Raw genomic sequence first — 17,952 nt, 5'->3', positions numbered from 1 at the left:
CACCGCACCTCCCCCGCGGTGCCTGCGCCGGATTGAAGGCAGGGGCGGCGGTGGTCAATCCGCCGCCCCTTTTTGCCTCCGATCCGTTACTGCGTGGTCCAACCACCATCGACCGGAATGGACGTGCCGGTCACGTTGTGGGCGATCGGCGCACAGAGCCAAAGCGCGAGCGCCCCGATCTCGGACGGGTCCGAGAGACGTCGCGTCGGCTGCTTCTCCGCCAGAAGATCCGCGATCCCCGCGGCCCGGTCGCCGCCATGGGCTGCTGCGCGTTCAGCGATCTGCGGCCCGAGAATGTCGGTCTGGGTCCAGCCCGGGCAGATGCAGTTCACCGTCACGCCGCCCGCTTCACGCGTGCCCGCCTGCGCATATTCCAGCGCCGCGACGCGGCTCATGCCGACGAGGCCGAATTTCGAGGCGACATAGGGCGCCTTGTTGGCCGAGGCCACAAGCCCATGCACCGAGGCGATATTGATCACCCGCCCGTAGCCGCGCTCGGCCATGTCCGGCATCGCGCGGCGCATCGTATGGAATGCACCCGAGAGGTTCACCGCGAGCACCGCGTTCCAGATCTCGGGCGTGGCGTCGGCAAGGCTGGTGGTGCGCTGGATGCCTGCGTTGTTCACGAGGATATCCGCGCCGCCCCACTCCGCGACCGCGTCCATCATCGCGTCGATTTGCGTGGGATCGGCCATGTCGGCGTCGAAGAACTTCACCTCGGGCGAACCCGCCTTTTCCAGCACCGCCGTCGCCTTGGCGATCTGCGCCTCATCGGCCAGCCCGTGCAGCGCGATACGCGCGCCCGCCTCGGCCAGCGACTTGGCGATGGCGAGCCCGATCCCCTGCACCGAGCCTGTCACCAGTGCGGTCTTTCCCTCCAGTTGCGACATCAATCCTCCTCCGTCACCAGTTTGCGCAGCTCGGTTTTCAGAACCTTGCCGTAATTGTTCTTGGGAAGCTGCGTCACCACGCGATACGCCTTGGGGCGCTTGAACCGCGCGATCTGATCGCAGCAGTGTTGATCGAGGGCGGCCGGGTCGATCTCGGCTCCCGGCGCGGGCGTGACGAAGGCCACGACGCTCTCGCCCCACTCCGGGTCGGGTTTTCCGACCACCGCGACCTCGTGGACGGAAGGGTGCAGCAGCAGAACCTCCTCGACCTCGCGGGGATAGATGTTGGTGCCGCCCGAAATGATGACATCCTTGGAGCGATCCTGCAGCGTGACGAAGCCGTCCGCATCCATCGTGCCCAGATCGCCGGTCCAGAGCCAGCCGTCGCGGAGCGCCTTCGCACTCGCCTCCGGGTTTTGCCAGTAGCCCGACATCACCGCCGCGCCGCGCACGAGGATCTCGCCGGTCTCGCCAGCGGGCAGGGGGCGGCCATCGGGATCAGCGATCCGCACCGAGACCGGGCTATGCGCGAGCCCGACCGAGGCCAGTCGTTCGCGCCAGCGCGGGTGGGTGCGATCCGCCACCAGCTCGCGCGACAGGGCGGTGATCGTCATCGGGCTCTCGCCCTGGCCGTAGATCTGCACGAAGCGCGGCCCCATCACCTCGACTGCCTCGATGATATCGGCGACATACATCGGCCCGCCGCCATAGACGATGGTCTTGATGCCCTCGCCGGTTTGCCCCGCGGCGCGGGCGCGGTCCACCAGACGACGGATCATGGTGGGGGCGGCGAACATCGAGACATGTTGCAGCTTCGGCGCGAGGTCGAGAATTTCGTCGGCCTCGAACCCGCCCGAGCGCGGCACCACATGGCGCGCGCCGCGCATCACATGGACGAAGTTGTAAAGCCCCGCGCCATGCGACATCGGCGCGGCGTAGAGGATCGCGTCCTGCGGCTCGACGCTGTCGACGTCCGAGAAATACCCCAGACACATCGCCTGCACATTGGCCGAGGTGATGCACACGCCCTTGGGCCGCCCGGTCGTGCCGGAGGTGTAGAACAGCCAAACCGTCTGGTCGGCGGCGATCTCGACCGGGGCGAGCATCGGGACATGGTGCAGGAGATCGGCATAGGCCGGGCCTCTCAGGTCCACCGTCTCGACGCCCAGATCGCTTTCCGGACCCCCGGTGAAGGCAAGCTTCGCCTCTGAAGCCTCGATGATCCATGCGGCCTCGCGCGGGTGCAGCTTGCCGTTGATCGGCACCGCCACTGCGCCTGCGAACCACGCGCCATACATCGCCTCGAGATATTCCGGGCAGTTCTTCGCGAACAGCGCGACGCGGTCGCCCGGAGCGATCCCTTTCGCGACCAGCGCAGCCCCGATCCGGGCAGCGCGATCGGCGAATTCCGCATAGGTGGCGCGCAGCTCCTCGCCCTGCAGCAGCGCGGGGGCGTCGGGGGTGCGGATCGCGCTGCGGATCAGCCACTCCGCCGGGTTCATGCCGCGCGCTCCGCTTCGAGGATCGAGCAGTAATTCGCGACGCCCGAGCCGCCCATGTTGAAGACGCAGCCCAGTTCCGCGCCGGGCAGTTGCATCTCGCCCGCCTGCCCGGTGAGCTGCATCGCGGCCAGCACATGCATCGACACGCCGGTCGCGCCCACGGGATGCCCCTTGGCCTTCAGCCCGCCCGAGAGGTTCACCGGAAGCTTCCCGTCGCGCAGCACGAGCCCGTCGTCGATGGCGCGCGCGCCGGCGCCTTGCGGCACCAGCCCCATCGCCTCGTAGACGAGCAATTCCGCGATGGTGAAACAGTCATGGACCTCGGCGAAGGAGAGATCACCGACCCCCACGCCCGCCGAAGCATAGGCACGGCGGAAAGCCTCCGCCGGGCCCTCGAAGGCCAGCAGATCGCGGCGCGACATCGGCAGATAGTCATTGACCTGCTCGGCGGCGCGGAAACCTATGGAATTGGCGAAATCGCCCGCGCGGTCGTCCGCGACCATGACCAGCGCCGCCGCCCCGTCGGAGATCAGCGAGCAATCGGTCATCCGCAGCGGCGGGGCGATCATCGGGTTCTTGTCGCTCACCGTGTTGCAGAACTCGAACCCCACATCCTTGCGCATCTGCGCCAGCGGGTTGGCGAGCGCATTGTGGTGGTTCTTCGCCGCGATCCGGGCCAGCGCGGCCGAGCGGTCGCCATGCGACTGATAATAGGCCTGCGCGAAACGCGCGAAAATCTGCGGGAACGAAACGCCCGCCTCCTCCATCTGGTAAGATGCCCCGGCCAGTGCCTCGGTCACGCCAGCGGTGTCCTTCGCGGTCATCTTCTCGGCCCCGATGACCAGCGCGGCCTTCACCCGGCCCGAACGGATCGCATCGCGCGCGGCATAGATCGCAGCCGAGCCCGACGCGCAGGCGTTCTCGACGCGGGTCGCAGGCGTGAAGCGCAGCTTGTCGTCGATCCCCAGCGCCAGCGAGCTTGCGAACCCGTCCGGCACCAGCCCGGAGTTGAAATGCCCCAGCCAGATGCCGTCGATCTCTGCCGGGTCGATCCCGGCGTGCTCCAACGCGTCGCCGCCCGCTTCGAGAACCAGATCCTCGAGCGTGCGCCCCTCCAGCTTGCCGAATTTCGTATGGCCCCAGCCGACGATCTTCGCGTCCATGCGGCTCTCCTCCCAATGGTTCTCCGTTGCGGCGGAGACTAGCGCAGGGGCGGCACGACCTCTATTCGTAGAACTACGCTATCGGGAGAAGAGGATGGAGCAGGACCTGCTGGACAGCGATGACATGGCGGTGCTGGCCTTCGATCATGCGCCGGTCGGGCTGGCGGTCACCCGCAATCGGGTGATCGAGCGGTGCAACGCGCGGTTTTGCGAAACCTTCGGCTATGCCGAAGACGAGTTGCCGCAGCGCTCGCTCGCGGTGCTCTACCCGTCGCAGGAGGAGTTTCTGCGCATCGGCGAGATCGGGTTGCGGCGGATGCGTGAGACCGGGCGCTATGCCGATGAGCGGATCATGCAGCGCCGGAACGGGGCACTGTTCTGGTGCCGGGTGCGCGGGCAATCCCTGACGCCGGACGATCCTTTCGCGCGCGCGGTCTGGAGCTTTGCAGATCTCTCGGAATCGCGCCCCGTCGCCGATCTGACGGCGCGAGAGCGGCAGGTGGCAGCCCTTCTGGCCGAGGGGCAGACCAACAAGGAAATCGCGCGGGTGCTGGAGCTGTCGCCGCGCACGGCAGAGGCGCATCGCGCGCGGCTGCAGGCCAAGCTCGGCGCGCGCAACACTGCCGAATTGGTGGCGCGGCTGACGGGGCTGCCGCTGTAAGGCTTATTCCAGATGAAAAAGGGGCGCCCGAGCGCCCCTTCGAATTCGCTCCCTCGTCAGGGATTGGGTGTGGGTTCCCGTGGGACGCCGTTCTTGGGCGATAGCTTGCTCTGGATGATCGCGAGAGCGCTCGACAACGAGGCGGCCTCACGCGAGCTTGTCGCCTCTTCGGGGAAGACGTAATTGCCGTCCGCGATGCTCTTGGCATCCCGTGCGAGCCGCTCGACCGGGCGCAGCAGCAGCTTAAGGAAGACCAGCGTCACGATCAGCATGCACAGCGCCGCCGCCGCGACCGTCGCCAGCGTCACCTGCGTCAGCATCGGAAGATCGGTCGAAACGTTGTCGCGGCGCAGGACCGCGAAGACCCGCCAGCCGAAGTTGGGCAGCTCGTCCTCGACGAAATTCGGTGCGAAAGCATAGGTTTCCCCGTTCTTGTCGTCCACGATGTGGAAGACGCCGGAGGACTTGCTGCGCAGGCTCGCGCCCGAGGTCAGATTGTCGGGGAGGGGGGTGCCGTGGTGACGGGTGTCGATCACGGTATCGCCGTTGATGTCCTGCACGACCACGTCGATGCCAAGCTCCTTGCTGGCTTCGAACAGGAAACTGCGCACCCACGCGATCCGCACGCGGTAGACCAGCACACCGGCCTTCTGTCCGTTCGCGCCTTTCACCGGGGTCGAGAGGTTCAGGTAACGCTCCGGCTCGCCGGTCTGCGCATTGGTGATCACCTCGGTGATGGAATCGATCGACGGCACGCGTATGCCGTCGCGGAACCACCGCTTGGAGCTGACATTCTTGCCGACGTCATAGCCGTTCGAGCCGGAGATGATCGTGCCATCGGGCGCGGCGAAGCCTGCCCAGGCGACCTGACCGCCGGTCCGCGAGACGGCGTCCATGAACCTGTCGATGTCGTCTTGCGTTGCAGAACCGAGGGCCCGCGCCACGGCGTGCATACTGTCCCATTCCCGCGTCAAAGCCGTGTTGAAGCTGAGCGCGATCGCGTCCGAGCCTCGGAGGACCAATTTGTGCTCGATAGCCACCTGGTACTCGTGGGCCCGGTCCGAGACGATCTTTGCGACGAAGACTGCAGTCGCGGCCACGACAAGTACCATCGCCATAGCGGTACGCAGGAAAATGCCCCCGAGATTGTGATTTCGACGCATGGTCATCCTCGTTTCAATCCTAAGTTATGTACAGGAGGGAACGCCTATAAGTCATAGTTAATGGTTAATTACGGCGAGAAAGTGGTGTCGGGTTGTTGTTGTGAACCTTTTTGAGGGACCGGGGTCAGGCCGCTTGCAAAGCGCAAATCGACGCCGAACACTCGCCATCGAAGGATACGCCTTGTTCCCGTATTGGACGGCGCTGAAAAACAAGAGTTTCCCTAAGGTTAAGGGGAATCAGAGGAGGCCGCCAAGGTCTCAGGCAGAGCTATACAGGATTCGCAGAATGCACAAGATTCACTGGCTGAGCGTCGCGCTCGCGACGTCGCTGACACTGTCGCTGGGGCCGGTCTCGCCCGCCCGTGCAGACGGGACGTTCTTGCAGGCCGATCTCGGGACGAACACCTCCGATGCGGTGTTTGCGATATCGCGCGGCAAGGTGAGTTTCGGCGCGAATTTCTCCGATTACGAGGGCGGCTGGTCGACCGGGGCCGTGGTGACGCGTGACTTCGCGCTTGGGGGAATCGGAACGCTGAAGGTCGGGCCCAGCATCGGGCGGACGCTGTCGGACGATAACTGGCGACTCGGGGTGCGGGCGGGACTGGAGCACTATTCGCCGACTCGTTTCGGGCATGTCTTCCTGCTGGCCCAGTACAACACGATCGATCAGGATTGGTTCGCGCTGTTTCAGGCCGGGAACCGCTCCGGTCTGGGGCTCGAGCTTTCGGCGGGGGGAAGCGACACTTATTCCGAGCGGACGATTGCGGTGACCCAGAAAATCGGCGACGGGCCGGTCTCGATCCGGGCTGGCTGGCGGGCCTTCGCCAAGGAAGCCTTCGTGGGTCTTTCCATCAACACCTATTGATGCCTGCCCTCGCGGGGTCACTCGTCCGACGAGTATTTCGGCAGGAAACGGCGGTAGATGTCGTGCAGGAGGGCGCCCGGGCGGACATGGCTGACGCCGGGCTCGTCGCCTTCCGCGTAGAAGCGCACGAAGAGCTGTTCGCGCTGCTCCTCGGTCGGGAGCAGCTGCAACCGCGCGCCGTCCCGCGTCTTCGCGATGACGTAGCACTCGATCGGGCCGGTGATCTGGTCGATCGTCAGTTTGCCGCGGGTCTGTTCCGGTAAGGTCAGGCCGCGAAGGCGCACCGTGTCCATCGTGAAGGAGGTCATCCAGACCCAGTATTCCACGCCGTCGGAGTCGAAGGAAATCCGCTCGGGCTTGTCCGCGACATGGATTTCCCGCCGGGGCAGCTCCACACAGGCGCGACAGGTCGCGGCGAGCAGGAACAGATTGTAGATGGTCCAGAACAGGATCACCCATTTACCGTCCCCCGCGTCGAAATAGGCGAAGCGATCCCAGATGATCCCGATCAGAAGGCCGCCCAGCGTCAGGAAAAGCAGGATCAGGAACGGCATCATGATTCGCCACTGCACGACGACTTTCGACCGATCCCCGCCTTTCGCTGTCACCGAGAACGGGTGGCCATGGGGGCGCAGCAGACCTGTGAAGGCGGCGCGAGCGATCGGGATCGCGCCGATCAATTGGCTGACATCGTTCAGGATCGGCACGACCATACCGCGGCTGAGCATGTTGAGCGTCATCAGGCTCCACAGGTAGTAGACACCGAAATAGCTCAGTACGTCCGCGAGGCCCGCATTCACCACCGTGATGTTGAAATACCAGTAGAGCAGCGGATAGCAGATCGCCGCGATCCGGAAGGGGAAGGTCGTGGTCCAGTAGAGGATCGAGTCGATCACGCTCCAGCGGTCGCGCAGGCGCAGGTTGCTCTTCGAGAACGGTCCGAGCGAGGAGCGCGCGATCTGCATCAGGCCGAGGCACCAGCGGGCGCGCTGAGTGATGTATTCCTTGAGCCCTTCCGGGGCGAGCCCCTCGGTCAGCGGCTCGGCCAGATAGACGGTGCGCCAGCCCGCGTTCTGCAACGCCAGCGTCAGCATGAAATCCTCGGTCACGCTCTCGGTGTTGAAGCCGCCGATCTCGCGCAGCGCGCTCCAGCGGCAGACCGAGGAGGTGCCGCAACAAAAGGCGATCCCCCAGCCGTCGCGCGACGGCTGCATCTGATCGAAGAAGAAACGCTGCTCGTCGGGATAGGAGCTGTCGAGGCGGAAATTGTGCTGGATCGGGTCGGAGTTGAAGAAGTGTTGCGGCGTCTGCACGAGCCCCACTTCGGGGTCGTGAAACAGCGCCAGCGTGCGTGAGATGAAGCCGCGATGGGGCACGAAATCCGCATCGAGGATTGCGACGAAGTCGGGCTGCACCTCTTCTTCGGCCAGCCGGTCCAGCGCGTGGTTGATATTGCCCGCCTTCTGTCCTTCGTTGTCGGCCCGGCGCATGTAGCGCACGCCCTTGGCCTCGCAGAAATCGCGCAGCCAATCGCGGCGGCTGTCGTCGCAGACGATGATCGTCTTGTTGCGGTGACGCAGGAACTTCGCGCCCACGATGGTGCGTTCGAGAACGTCGCGATCCTCGTTATAGGTGGCGATCAGGATCGCGACGAGCGGCTCTCGCTCGGTCGGGAGATTGACGTATCGATCCGCGTCCTCGCTGCGCAGCTTGATCCGCGACAGGACCAGAAAGGCGCTGAGCGAGCCGATCATGGTGAGACCTTCGAGTGCATAGAGCGACCAGCTCGCCAGCGCGTCCAGCGTCAGGCCGGGCGGGGCGAGGGTCTCGGTTCCGCGCCACCAGATATAGCGCAGCGCCAGAACGGCGCTGATCCCCAGCAAGACCGCGCGGTGCCAGTTGCGCCGCGTGTTGACGAAGCTCGGCAGGATGGCCGTGATGCCCACCACGAGGATGAGCTGCATCGCCGCCGAGCCAAGCTCTCCCAGTTGCGGATAGAAGAACATGCCGTCCCGCCCTCAGCGCAGGAAGTCGAGGGGGCGGCGCTCGAAGAATACCCGCCCGGTCCGCCCCACGGGACAGTCGAGATCGGGATCCGATTTCAGTTCCGGGACGAGAAGGGTCACGTCGTAACGCTCGAGATGTTCCTTGTTCGGCGCGATCGCGAGATGCTGGTAGACATCCGCCGCGCCACTCCCTGCGAGCCGGGCGACCGTCGCCTCGTAAATTCTGTCGCGCGAAGCCAGTTTGAACGTCGCGGAATCGCCCACCTTGAGGCTGTTATAGACCCCTTCGCTCACCGAGGCGGTCACCAGCGGGACGTCGCAATCGACGAGCTCCATGATCGGATCGCCCCGCTGCACCGTCACGCCATCCGCCTGCAGTGTCTCCCAGTAGATCCCGTTCGCAGGCGAGGTCACATGGCTAGAGGACATCGTGGCCACCCGCGTCTGTTCTTGCGCGCGTCGGTCTTCCAGCGTCTTGAGGCGGGTCCGGGCCTCCGTGAGGTTCGCTTCGAGCGAGGCGATCGCCCCGTCCAGATCGGCACCGCGCTGTTCGGAGCTCGGCGCGTCGTTATAGCCGTCGCCAAGAAAGACGCCCGACTTGGCCGCGTCGAGCGAAATTTCGAGCAGCGCCACGTCTTCGCGCGCCTGCATCAGAGGAGCGGTGTCCGTGGTGGCGGGCGGGGCGGTCTGCGCAACCTTGGTCGCGCTCGTCTCCGAGCCTTGCGCCTTCGGCTGGAGCCGGTCGAGCCGCGCGCGGGCGAATTTCAGCTTGGCCTCGATCTCGGCAATGCGATGTTCGCGATAAATCTTGGTGCGCTCGCCATAGGATTTGCGTTGCGCCCGTTTTGCGTCGAGATCGCTCTCGATACGATCGACGGTCGCCTGCGCGTTCGCGACCTCCATCCGCAGGTCGTCGAGCCGCGTCCTGTCGGGCAGGCTGTCATCTACAGTGGCAAGTCGTTCGCCCTTGGCGACATCCGCGCCGAGCGGGCGCTTCGGCATCGAAAGCTTGCCCGCAGTGCTACTGCGTACGGTGACGACGGGCGCATTGACGACGGCGTCGGCACTGACGCCCGACATCTGCTCTCCGACGATGACCCAAAGAGCGCCCGCGACGAGGACAAGGCCGATGACGGGGCGTAGCGTTTTCAATTCGAGGCTCCTCGAGAATGCGCGTTTCAGCGGGGCGGGGCGATGACGCCAGACAACTTATAAACGTAACGTAATTGCAAGATGCAACCCAAGGCCGATAGGGAAATTTGATCTGTGATCTATGCGCTATGCCCATGCGGCTGGCGGTGGCGGCAGCGGCGGCGTTGGGCGGGCGCCTTGTCTGAACCATCCGTCGATAAGATGAGGGCAATTCACGCGTCCGTGATATGCTTCTTCCTCTCAGGAGGAGGATTCATCCATGACCGACCCAGCCAATGCGCGTCGCTTGACGGCGGCCGATTTCGACCAGGAACTTCTCGATCTTTATGACTATTATGTCCATGGCAAAATCTCGAAACGGGAATTTCTCGACCGCGCAGGGAAATGGGCGGTGGGTGGCCTGACCGCCGTCGCGATTCTCGGGGCGCTCGCGCCGAATTACGCGCTCGCCCAGCAGGTGGCCGAGGACGATCCCGATATTCAGGGCGAGGACATAACCTATCCCAGCCCGAACGGCACCGGCGAGATCACCGCCTATCTGGTGCGCCCGACGCAGATCGACCCGGACAATCCGCCCGCCGCGATCCTCGTCGTGCACGAGAACCGCGGCCTCAATCCCTATATCCGCGACGTCGTTCGCAGGCTCGCCAAGGCGGGGTTCGTGGCGATGGGGCCCGATGGGTTGTCCTCTCTCGGCGGCTATCCGGGCAATGACGACGAGGGGCGCGAGATGCAGCGCAGTCTCGATCAGGGGGCGCTGCTCAATGATTTCTTCGCGGGATTCGAGTATCTCCAGACGCTCGACGGCACCAACGGCAAGGTCGGCGCGACCGGATTCTGCTATGGCGGGGGCGTGGTGAACAAGCTCGCTGTCGCCTACCCGGAAATGGGCGCGGGCGTGCCGTTCTACGGGGCCGCGCCCGACAGCGCACAGGTCGCAATGATCGAGGCGCCGCTACTGATCCAACTCGCCGCGCTCGATCAGCGCATCAATGCGATGTGGCCCGAGTATCAAAAGGCGCTCGAGGAAAACGACAAGCGCTACGAGGCTTATATCTATCCGGGCGTGAACCACGGGTTCCACAACGACACGACGCCGCGCTACGACGAGGCCGCCGCTAAGCTGGCAGAGGAGCGCATGATCGCGTGGTTCCGGACCTACCTCGCCGGGTGATCTGCCGCGCTTGCGACGTGCCGGGGGTGCGCTCGGATTTGGCGCGTGCTACGCCTCTCGCAGATCCGCGCCGAAGCGCGGAGCGGCACAAGAGGGAGAGAGGCGCGCGCATGAGAAACGGTGGTCAACTTCTGGTCGAGAGCCTCGTAGGGCTCGGTGCGCGCAAGGCGTTCGGGGTGCCGGGCGAAAGCTATCTCGCGGTGCTCGATGCGCTGCACGACACGCAAGGCACGCTCGATTTCGTGCTGTGCCGTCAGGAAGGCGGGGCGAGCTTCATGGCCGCCGCATATGGTAAGCTGACCGGGGAGCCGGGCATCTGCATGGTGACGCGCGGCCCCGGGGCGACCAATGCCTCGATCGGGGTGCATACCGCGATGCAGGATTCCGCACCGATGATCCTCTTCGTGGGGCAGGTCGGCACCGATATGAAGGGCCGCGAGGCGTTTCAGGAGCTCGATTACAAGGCGGTTTTCGGGACGATGGCGAAATGGGCGGTCGAGATCGACCGGGTCGAACGTATCCCCGAAATTCTGTCGCGGGCCTGGACGATGGCTGTGAGCGGGCGGCCCGGCCCGGTCGTGGTTGCGCTGCCCGAGGACATGCTGACCGCGATGACCGAGGCCGCGCCGCTTGGTGCGCCCGTGCGGATCACCGAGCCGCAGCCCGATCCGACGGCGATGGGCGAACTGCGCGAGATGCTCGCCGGGGCCGAGCGTCCCTTGATCCTCTACGGTGGGTGCAACTGGCGCGGGGATGGCACGTCGCCTGTTAAGTTCTTCGCGGAAGCTTCTGATATCCCTGTGCTTTCGGTCTTTCGCTATCAAGACCAGTTCGACAATAATTCACCCGTTTTCTGTGGCGATGCGGGCGTCGGGATGGCGCCGCATGTGAAGCGTCTGATGCGCGAGGCCGACGTGCTCCTCGCGATCAATGCACGCTTTGGCGAGAATACGACCGACGGCTACACGCTCTTGGATGTGCCGCAGCCCGCGCAGCGGCTGATCCATGTCCACGGCTCCGATCTGGAGATCGGCAAGATCTACCGTCCCGAACTTGGCATCCATGCCGGGCCGAACGCCTTTGCGGCAGCGCTCGGCGGGCTGGAGCCGGTCAAGGGTGACTGGGCCGACTGGCGGGCCGAGGGCCGCGCGGCCTATGAGGCGGGTTTCGATCTGCCGGAGCTGCCCTCGCCGGTCGATATGGGCAAGGTCTGCGCCTATCTGCGCGAGGAACTGCCCGAGGACATGATCCTGACCAACGGGGCGGGCAATTTCGCGGTCTGGCCGGGGCGGTTCTTCCGCTTCGGGCCGAAGGCCACGCTGCTTGCGCCGCAATCGGGGGCGATGGGCTATGGGGTGCCCGCCGCGATTGCCGCCAAGGTGGCGCAGCCCGAGCGGACCGTGGTCTGCTTCGCGGGCGACGGCGATTTTCAGATGACGTCGCAGGAACTGGCCACCGCCGCGCAGGCGGGCGCACAGCCGATCATTCTGATCCTCAATAACGGGATTTATGGCACGATCCGCGCCCATCAGGAGCGCAATTATCCGACCCGTGTGTCGGGCACGACGATGGCGGTGAACCCGGATTTCGCGGCGTTGGCGAAGGCCTATAGCTTCCACGGCGAGCGGGTCGAGCGGACGGAGGATTTCGCCGCCGCCTTTGAACGTGCGCGGGCGTCCGAGACCGGCGCGGTGCTGGACCTCGTGATCTCGCCCGAGGCGTTGACCCCGCGCCAGTCGCTCTCGGCGATGCGTTCGGCGGCACTGGAGGCGGGCAAGGGGCGCTGAGCGCCTGCCGCCTCAGAACGTCTCGACCCAGGGGCGCAGCGTGATCTCGTTTGTCCAGGCGCTGCGATCCTGCTCGATCAGTTGGCGGTAGGTCTTCGCGATCGCCTCGGGGCGCAGCATCGAGCCGGGCTCGTCCGGCGCCTCGTTGCGACCGGGGTTGAGGATCATTCCGTCGATATTCACCCAGGCGATATGGATACCCTTGGGGTGCAACTCTCGCGCCATGCTCTCCGCCAGCCCGCGTTGCGCGAATTTGCCCATCGCGAAGGGGGCGGAGCGTGCGAATCCTTTCACCCCGGCGGATGCTCCGGTGAACAGGATCGTGCCGCGAGTGCCGTCGGCGGGCTCCGCCGTCAGCATCCGGCGCGCGGCGTGTTTGCCGGTGAGAAACGCCCCGATCGCAGTGATCTCGACGGCGGCACGGACCTCTTCGGCGTCGAGCTCCGCAACCGGGCCGCGCACCCGTCCCGAGGGGTTGTAGACCACGACGCGCGGCCGCTCTGGCAGAGCGTCGAACAGCGCCGCGATTGCGGCCTCGTCGGTCGCGTCCAGCTGCACCGTGCGCGCACCGATTTCCTCGGCCAGCGCCTGCATCCGCACGGTGCTGCGGGCTGCGAGAGTCAGGTCATAATCGGGCGCAAGCTCCCGCGCCACGGCGGCGGAAAGCCCGTCGCCCACCCCGATGATCACCGCCTGTGCCTTGCTCATGGCCTGTCCTCCTTGCTCGGTTTCGGTCCCCGCGCGCGCCGCGGATGCCCTATGACATAGTCCGGTGCGACAGTGGCCCAAACCGGGCCTCGCGTCCGCGCCAGCGACAGCTTACCCGAAAAGTTTAAGATGCGAGCGCCAGATCACGATCGGGCAGACGGCCCCGAAATCGGCGAGCCCGGTTATCGACCAGATCAGCAGCCGGCCCGGCCAGTGGCGGCGACCGTCAGATGATCGGTCAGCAGGATTGCCTGCAGCGGGGTCGCGGGCGCGCCGTCAGCAGCGCCACGCCCACGCCCTGCGTACAGGCCCGGCTGACCGTTCTGTCTTCAGGCCACGCGGCGCCAAGGCTGCGCAGGGAAGTGCACGGCCTCGCCGGTCTCGATCGAGCGTTGCACGGCCTGACCGATCGCGACCGCGGCCCAACCATCTTCCAGTGTGACCTCGGGTGCTGCGCGCTCCCCGCGCACGAGAGCGAGGAAGCCGACATGCTGGTGATAGGTGGAGCCGTTGTGATCGCCAGCGGCGAGCAATTCCTCGGGCACGGGCAACTCGCGCTCCACCGGGCCCTTCGGATCGCGCGGCGAGATCACCAGCTTCGGTACCGGCGGCAGACCCAGATGCTCGGGCCAGAAGCGGGTCGGGCCGGGCACCAGCGCCTCGATCTTGCCGTTGGGCCCGACGGCGGTGACCTCCTCCTGATAGCGCGCGCCCTCGGCATACATGCACAGTTCCAGCATCGCCCGCGCGCCGTTCTCGAATTCCACGATCGCGAAGCCCGCATCGAGGATGTCGGGTGTGCCGTCCTCGGAGACGTGGTTCACCGGCGCAGGAGCCGAGGCCATGACGCGCACCGGCTCGGACTTCAGCGCGAGGCGCATCAGGTCGAAGAAGTGGCAGCATTTCTCGACGAAGGTGCCGCCGGTATAGCGATTGAAGCGGTTCCAGTTGCCGACCTTGAACAGGAAGGGGAAGCGGTGTTCGCGGACCGTGAGCATAGTGATCCCGCCCGTCGCTGCCTCGGCCTCCTCAAGGAAGGCGGCGATCGGCGGCATGTAGCGATATTCCATCGCGACCCAGACCGGGGCGGGGTAGTTGTCGCGGAAGGCTTGCAGCCGCTCGGCATGGGTCGGGTCGGTGAAGAGCGGCTTTTCCACGAGCACCGGCAGCGGGCGTGTCGATGCGATTTCTTCGAGCTGTTCGAGATGGCGGAAATTCGGGCTGGTGATGACGAGGCAGTCGAGCGCCTCCACCGCCAGAAGCTCCGCCACCGAGGCCACCATCTGCGCCCTCGGCGCGAGCGTCTGCGCGGCCTGCGCCATCTCCGCGTCGGGCTCGAAGATCGCCGCGACCTCCGCCCCGTCGAGCAGTGCGATATTGCGCAGGTGTTCCTGTCCCATCATGCCGCAGCCGATCATGCCGTAGCGAACGGGTTCCGTCTTGGTGGCGCTCATCCGAGCCTCCTCATCTCATGCGTTGAACGTAATGCGCGCGGCTGGTGTCGAACCATGTGCGCGAAAATTCGACCGGGGCAGACCCGTCGGCCCAGCTGAAGCGCTCGATATAGCCAGCGGTCTCACCGGGGCGGCAGTCGAGCTCCGACGGCCCCCAGTCCGGCATCGGGGCGAAGCTGACCCGGTCTTCGGCGCTCGCGATCCAGAAACCGAGCGCGCGTTGATAGTAGGCGTAAAGCGAGTCCTCGAGATCCTCGGCTTTCACCTCGCCCTTCGAGGCGTCGAGCCAGATTTCCTCCGCCGCGACTGGCGTCTCATCGAGGAAACGCAGGCGGCGCACCCGGCTCGCACGCAAGGCTGTGCCGAAGGCAGGCAGGTCGGCGGGCTTGTCCATCACGTCGACCGAGAGGATGCGGGCATTCGGGAAGCCGCCGCCCGAGAGCAGTTCGATCCGCAGCATGGAGTAGAAATGGTCGCGCAGGTTGCGGGTGCGGATGTAATTGCCCGAGCCTTGCACACGCTCCAGCAGGCCTTTCTCCTCGAGATCCTCCAGCGCGCGCCGCAACGTCCCCACCGCGATCTTCAGCTGCGCGGACATCGTCCGTTCCGGGGGCAGACGCTCCCCGTCGGTGAGTCGTCCCGCCGCGATATCTCGAATCAGCATCTCGGAAATCTGCTGATAGATCGGCAGTCCGGTGCGCTCTGACCCTTGATTTGCCTGTGTCACTTGGTCGCCCCAAAAATTGATACAGTATTGATCTATATCAAGGCGGCTGCTAAGTGAAGGGAAATCGAACGGGAATCGCGAGGGAGGAACGCATGACTGTTGTGCCGGTAAGATCGGCCGATCTCGATGCCGCGGAGGTGTCCTGGTTCTCGGCGCTATGCTCGGATGATTATCGCTATCTGGGCCAGCCCGAAGGCGATCTGCGCTCCAGCTGGGCGCATTGCTCCGACATCGTGCGCGAAGCCGAGCGGCAGGGGTTCCGCAACATCCTGTGCCCGTCGAGCTATCAGGTGGGCCAAGACACGCTGAGCTTCGTCGCGGGTGCCAGCCAGATCACGAACCGGATGAATTTCCTCGCCGCCGTGCGCTGCGGGGAGATGCAACCGATCATGCTGGCGCGGACCATCGCCACGCTCGACCACATGCTCGAGGGGCGTCTGACGGTGAACATCATCTCGTCCGATTTCCCGGGCGAGAAGGAAGAGAGCGAATTCCGCTACCAGCGCTCGCGCGAGGTTGTGGAGATCCTCAAACAGGCCTGGACCCGCGACGAGATCAATTACGAAGGTCAGATCTACAATTTCAAAGGCCTCACCACCGACCCGGCGAAGCCTTATCAGCAGGGCGGCCCGCTCCTTTATTTCGGGGGCTATTCCCCGGCGGCGGTCGAGCTGTGCGCAGAGCATTGCGACGTCTACCTGATGTGGCCTGAGACCAAGGAAGAGCTGGAAGGCCGGATGAAGGTCGTCAACGAGGCCGCCGAGCGTCATGGCCGTGTGCTCGATTACGGGCTGCGGGTCCATGTGATCGTGCGCGACACCGAGGCCGAGGCGAAGGAATACGCGCAGGAGCTGGTGTCCAAGCTCGATGACGAGGAAGGCCGCAAGATCCGCGAGCGGGCGCATGATGCAAGCTCGCTCGGCGTGTCGAAACAGGCGCGCAACCGCGAGATCGCGGATGAGAGCGGCTATGTCGAGCCGAACCTCTGGACCGGGGTCGGGCGCGCGCGCTCTGGCTGCGGCGCGGCGCTGGTGGGTTCGGCCGATCAGGTGCTCACGAAGCTCGAGGAATATCGCAAGATGGGCATTCGCGCCTTCATCTTCTCGGGCTATCCGCATATCGACGAGGCCCGCCAGTTCGGCCGTCTCGTGATGCCGCATCTCGACACGGTCTCGCTGCCCGAAGTCTATGGCCGCGTTCCGATGGGACCGCCCGCAACACCGCTCGCAGAAGGGGAACGCCGTTAATGGAAAAGATCGACCTCACCTCCGACGTGGCGCTCAGCCGGATCGTCTATGGCATGTGGCGCCTCGGCGACGATGCCGATACATCGCCCGCCCATGTGCGCGCCAAGATCGACGCCTGTCTGGAGCAGGGGATCACCACCTTCGACCATGCCGACATCTATGGCGGCTACACGGCGGAGGGCATCTTCGGCGCAGCGATGCGCGAGGACCCGTCGCTGCGCGATCAGATGGAAATCGTCACGAAATGCGACATCATCGTCTCGGCGGGGCGTCATTCCCACCGCAAGGTGAAGCATTACGATACCTCGCGCGCGCATATCGAAGCCTCGGTCGAGACCTCGCTGAGGGAGCTTGCCACCGACCGGATCGATCTGCTGCTGATCCACCGCCCCGATCCGATGATGGATCATCACGAGACAGGCGCTGTGCTCGATGATCTCGTAGCCTCGGGCAAGGTGCGTGCGGTGGGCGTGTCGAACTTCCGCCCCTGGGACTGGGAACTGCTGCAATCGGCGATGAAGACGCCGCTCGTGACCAACCAGATCGAGATCAGCCTCGGCTGCCTCGCGCCCTTCACCAATGGCGACCTGGCCTTCCACCAGCGTCAGTCCCAACCCCCGATGGCATGGTCGCCGCTGGGTGGCGGCGCGCTGATGACAGGCGAGGGCCCGGTGCAGGCGGTGCTCGACGAGATCGCGCAGGCGCAGGGCGTCGATCGCGCAGCTGTCGCGACCGCTTTCCTGCTTGCACATCCGGCGCGGATCATCCCGGTGATGGGCACCAACAATCTCGAGCGCATCGCGAAGCTCTCCGATGCTTTGAAGGTTCAGATCGACAGGGAGACGTGGTTCCGCCTCTACGAGGCCGGACTCGGTCAGGAGGTCCCATGATGAACGCCACGCGCCAGTTTACCCCGCGCACATTCGTGCCGGGCCCCGAGAACACCCGCCTGCTGCGCGACGCCTTCGGGCGTTTCGCGACAGGCATCACCATCGTGACCGCCGCCAGCGAGAATGGTCCGGTCGCGATCACGGCGAACAGTTTCTCTTCGGTTTCGCTCGATCCGCCGCTGGTGATCTGGGCCCCGGACCGCAATTCGCGACGTTTCGTGCATTTCGAGAAGGCCGAGCATTACGCGATCCACGTGCTCGCCGCCGATCAGGACGATCTCTGCTTTGCGACTACGAAGAACGCCCACGCGCTGCTCGATCACGCCTATCACCTGAACGATCACGGCGTGCCGCTGATCGACGGTTGCCTCGCGCGGTTCGAATGTCACCGCGTGGCCTGTCACGAGGGCGGCGACCACCTGCTGGTGCTGGGTCAGGTCGAGCGCGCGGTGATGCGTGACGATGGCGATGCGCTGGCCTTCTACCGCGGCCAGGTGCGGCGCATCGAGATGAACTGAGACGGCACATATACGGCCCGGGCCGCGCAGGAGGAGCGCGGCGCC

The 17,952-nt window shown here is 65.3% G+C and carries 16 protein-coding genes; 7 read left to right on the top strand and 9 right to left on the bottom strand.

The genetic code is table 11. The annotated features are described in order from the left end of the window. Positions 1-86: 86 nt before the first annotated feature. From B6V76_RS04190 to B6V76_RS04180, 3 genes are read right to left on the bottom strand one after another with little or no spacing between them, the layout of a single operon-like run. A complete protein-coding gene (locus tag B6V76_RS04190) occupies positions 87-890 on the bottom strand; it encodes a 3-hydroxybutyrate dehydrogenase (RefSeq protein ID WP_088726743.1) in 804 nt (267 codons plus the stop codon). Beyond that, positions 890-2,392: an AMP-binding protein gene (locus B6V76_RS04185; RefSeq protein WP_088726742.1), complete on the bottom strand. Its 1,503-nt coding sequence runs from the start codon at positions 2,390-2,392 to the stop codon at positions 890-892. Before B6V76_RS04185 ends, B6V76_RS04190 begins: the two co-directional genes overlap by 1 nt. After that, positions 2,389-3,555, bottom strand: coding sequence for an acetyl-CoA acetyltransferase (locus tag B6V76_RS04180; protein WP_088726741.1), 1,167 nt, complete (start codon positions 3,553-3,555; stop codon positions 2,389-2,391). The genes B6V76_RS04185 and B6V76_RS04180 overlap by 4 nt, the downstream gene beginning before the upstream one ends. Positions 3,556-3,679: 124 nt before the next feature. Between B6V76_RS04180 and B6V76_RS04175 the strand changes: the two genes are divergently transcribed. Then, complete coding sequence (locus B6V76_RS04175; RefSeq protein ID WP_088719385.1) at positions 3,680-4,216, top strand: PAS and helix-turn-helix domain-containing protein; 537 nt, start codon at positions 3,680-3,682, stop codon at positions 4,214-4,216. 56 nt (positions 4,217-4,272) lie between these two features. On the opposite strand, the gene B6V76_RS04170 is transcribed toward B6V76_RS04175, so the two are convergent. After that, complete coding sequence (locus tag B6V76_RS04170) at positions 4,273-5,385, bottom strand: cache domain-containing protein (protein WP_077701195.1); 1,113 nt, start codon at positions 5,383-5,385, stop codon at positions 4,273-4,275. Positions 5,386-5,665: 280 nt separating this feature from the next. Here B6V76_RS04170 and B6V76_RS04165 point away from each other — a divergent pair, with 280 nt between their 5' ends. Beyond that, complete coding sequence (locus tag B6V76_RS04165; RefSeq protein ID WP_088726740.1) at positions 5,666-6,244, top strand: hypothetical protein; 579 nt, start codon at positions 5,666-5,668, stop codon at positions 6,242-6,244. A 17-nt stretch (positions 6,245-6,261) separates the two neighbouring features. On the opposite strand, the gene B6V76_RS04160 is transcribed toward B6V76_RS04165, so the two are convergent. After that, positions 6,262-8,250, bottom strand: a complete 1,989-nt coding sequence (locus B6V76_RS04160; RefSeq protein ID WP_075774644.1) for a cellulose synthase catalytic subunit — start codon at positions 8,248-8,250, stop codon at positions 6,262-6,264. A 12-nt stretch (positions 8,251-8,262) separates the two neighbouring features. Beyond that, on the bottom strand, positions 8,263-9,402 hold the full coding sequence (locus B6V76_RS04155) for an HlyD family efflux transporter periplasmic adaptor subunit (RefSeq protein WP_088726739.1): 1,140 nt from the start codon (positions 9,400-9,402) through the stop codon (positions 8,263-8,265). Between the two features lie 259 nt (positions 9,403-9,661). On the opposite strand from B6V76_RS04155, the gene yghX reads away from it, so the two are divergent. After that, positions 9,662-10,576: a YghX family hydrolase gene (gene yghX, locus B6V76_RS04150; RefSeq protein WP_075774646.1), complete on the top strand. Its 915-nt coding sequence runs from the start codon at positions 9,662-9,664 to the stop codon at positions 10,574-10,576. A gap of 110 nt (positions 10,577-10,686) precedes the next feature. Continuing rightward, on the top strand, positions 10,687-12,363 hold the full coding sequence (locus B6V76_RS04145) for a thiamine pyrophosphate-binding protein (protein ID WP_088726738.1): 1,677 nt from the start codon (positions 10,687-10,689) through the stop codon (positions 12,361-12,363). 12 nt (positions 12,364-12,375) lie between these two features. Here the strand turns inward: B6V76_RS04145 and B6V76_RS04140 are convergent, their stop codons facing one another. From B6V76_RS04140 to B6V76_RS04130, 3 genes are all read right to left on the bottom strand, one after another. Beyond that, entirely contained in the window at positions 12,376-13,071 is a 696-nt protein-coding gene (locus B6V76_RS04140; RefSeq protein ID WP_088726737.1) for an SDR family NAD(P)-dependent oxidoreductase, read from the bottom strand. A gap of 329 nt (positions 13,072-13,400) precedes the next feature. After that, a complete protein-coding gene (locus B6V76_RS04135; RefSeq protein ID WP_088726736.1) occupies positions 13,401-14,525 on the bottom strand; it encodes a Gfo/Idh/MocA family oxidoreductase in 1,125 nt (374 codons plus the stop codon). A 10-nt stretch (positions 14,526-14,535) separates the two neighbouring features. Further along, a complete protein-coding gene (locus B6V76_RS04130; protein WP_088721693.1) occupies positions 14,536-15,252 on the bottom strand; it encodes a GntR family transcriptional regulator in 717 nt (238 codons plus the stop codon). A 92-nt stretch (positions 15,253-15,344) separates the two neighbouring features. Here B6V76_RS04130 and B6V76_RS04125 point away from each other — a divergent pair, with 92 nt between their 5' ends. Genes B6V76_RS04125 through B6V76_RS04115 form a run of 3 tightly spaced genes read left to right on the top strand, consistent with a single transcriptional unit; the run spans position 15,345 to position 17,907 of the window. Continuing rightward, on the top strand, positions 15,345-16,499 hold the full coding sequence (locus B6V76_RS04125; RefSeq protein WP_088726735.1) for an LLM class flavin-dependent oxidoreductase: 1,155 nt from the start codon (positions 15,345-15,347) through the stop codon (positions 16,497-16,499). Further along, on the top strand, positions 16,499-17,389 hold the full coding sequence (locus B6V76_RS04120) for an aldo/keto reductase (protein WP_088726734.1): 891 nt from the start codon (positions 16,499-16,501) through the stop codon (positions 17,387-17,389). The genes B6V76_RS04125 and B6V76_RS04120 overlap by 1 nt, the downstream gene beginning before the upstream one ends. After that, entirely contained in the window at positions 17,389-17,907 is a 519-nt protein-coding gene (locus B6V76_RS04115; RefSeq protein WP_075774753.1) for a flavin reductase family protein, read from the top strand. The genes B6V76_RS04120 and B6V76_RS04115 overlap by 1 nt, the downstream gene beginning before the upstream one ends. The last annotated feature ends 45 nt before the right edge of the window (positions 17,908-17,952 follow it).

Source organism: Thioclava sp. IC9 (genome assembly GCF_002213225.1).
Lineage (GTDB): Bacteria > Pseudomonadota > Alphaproteobacteria > Rhodobacterales > Rhodobacteraceae > Thioclava > Thioclava nitratireducens.
The sequence above is the reverse complement of the archived record's forward strand: the minus strand, read 5'-3'. Positions and strand labels throughout refer to the sequence as shown.